Here is a 1,824-nt window from a genome sequence, read left to right on the forward strand (position 1 = left end):
CCATGATGCTCGGCGTACCTGGCCGAGAGCAGCGGCGTCGTGGCAGAGAGCACGAACGCGGGCAGTCCCGACAGCACCGCGAGAGCCCACAGGACGTTGGCGACCGGTGCCACCCCGTCCGAGCGCAGAGCGGCCACGTCGCGCGGGGCGACCAGCGCCGCAACGACCGCGACGGCCAGCAGTGCACAGTGCACCATCGTCGCGGATCGCTCGTTCATCTTCGTCACGAGCACGTGCGCATACGCGTAGCCCGTGAGCACGACGCCTGCGTAGAAGCACAGCGCGGTGGTCCACACCGAGGGGCTGCCCCCGAACACCGGCAGCAGCAGGCGCCCCGTGACGAGCTCCAGCGTGAACAGCAGGTACGCCGAGAGCCCCACGGCGGCCAAGAGCGGAGTGGGCCGGGGATCGCCTGTGCTGACCCGGGCCGACGCCATCACATCGGCCTGCTCGAGCCGTTGAGCGTCTCGCCCAGGTTGCGGAACAGATGGTAGCTCGACGGCACCAGCTGCACACCCCAGAACATCATCATGATGCCGAACAGCGCGAACACTGCGATCCATGCGAGCCGTCTCCCGCGCCACCCGAGCGTCAGCCGGGCGTGCAGATAGAAACCGTACGCGAGCCACGTGAGCAGGGACCATGTCTCGACGGGGTCCCAGCTCCAGTACGAGCCCCACAGCCTGAACGCCCAGATGGCCCCCGACGAGATCATGACCGCGTTGTTCAGGAAGCCGAATGCCACGAACTTCAGCGACAGGTCGTCGATACGCTCCGACGGCGGGATCCACGCCGGCACGCCCTTCGCCTCGACACCCCGGCGTTCCGCGCGCTCGCGCAGGAGCATCGCGATCGCCAGGCCCGCGACGATCGAGTACGCCGCGTACGTGATCCACGCGAACGTCACGTGGATCACGAGCCAGCTGGATTGGTACGGCGGCGTCACGGGACCCGCCGGACCGGCCTGAGTGATGCCGTAGCCGCAGGTGATCAGCACGACCGGCAGCACGAGGGCACCCGAGACCGCGAGCCCCTTCCATCGCCACGAGACCAGCACATAGGCGCCCGCCATGACGAACGCACCGACCAGCACGTTCTCGTAGTCCTCGATGTAGGGGAAGTGCCCGCTCACCGACCAGCGCACGCCGATCGCCACGGCATGGGCCGCGAGCCCGATCGCGGCTACGAGGTTCGCGCGCTCCACCCACTCTCGCCGCTTGAACGTCAGGCCCGCGATGATGGCGATGGTCGCGAGCGCGTAGCACGCGATGGCAGCCCAGAACGCTATGACCTCGGCACTCGTCACGAATCCGACCTCCCGTCATCGTCGTCCACTGAACCGGCCATCTCCGAGAGCCGCTCAGTGAGCGCGGCGTCCTCCCGAGCGTGCGGGCCGGACCAAGGCCTCGACCTCAGCACGACCCGTGCCGCGCCGCCGGCAGTGAACCGGACCAAGAGCCTGCGCTCCGGCACGGAGAAGCGCCACGCTGCTCCCAGGATCGCCACCCAGAACCCGAGGTACGTCACCCACCGGGCAGGCTCGCCACGTACGAGGTAGCGGTTCCACAGCCCCAGGTCCTCGAACGTGACAACGGCGCCGCCGACCTCGGGCGACGAGGCGCCGGGCGCGAGGATGCCTTCCCAGGAATCGGCACCCGCAACGATGCGCAGGCGCAGGCGCGGATCCCTGATCACGAACTTGTCCGCGGGCAGCAGCGCCTGCTGCTCCATGGGCACCGGAGTCGCGAGCATGTCGATCGTGACAGCCGAACTCGCTGTGACTCCGGCAAGATCGACGTGGTCGGTCCAGCCGTTCGGGGTCTC

General features: G+C 68.6%; 2 protein-coding genes. Both read right to left on the bottom strand.

The window, feature by feature from the left end:
* Nucleotides 1-437: spermidine synthase (locus FDZ70_10025; GenBank protein TLM68098.1), on the bottom strand; the 437-nt coding region annotated here is incomplete at its 3' end.
* A complete protein-coding gene (locus FDZ70_10030; GenBank protein TLM68099.1) occupies nt 437-1,306 on the bottom strand; it encodes a cytochrome C biogenesis protein in 870 nt (289 codons plus the stop codon). The genes FDZ70_10030 and FDZ70_10025, both read right to left, overlap by 1 nt.
* Nucleotides 1,307-1,824 lie beyond the last annotated feature (518 nt).

The organism is Actinomycetota bacterium (assembly GCA_005774595.1).
Lineage (GTDB): Bacteria > Actinomycetota > Coriobacteriia > Anaerosomatales > D1FN1-002 > D1FN1-002.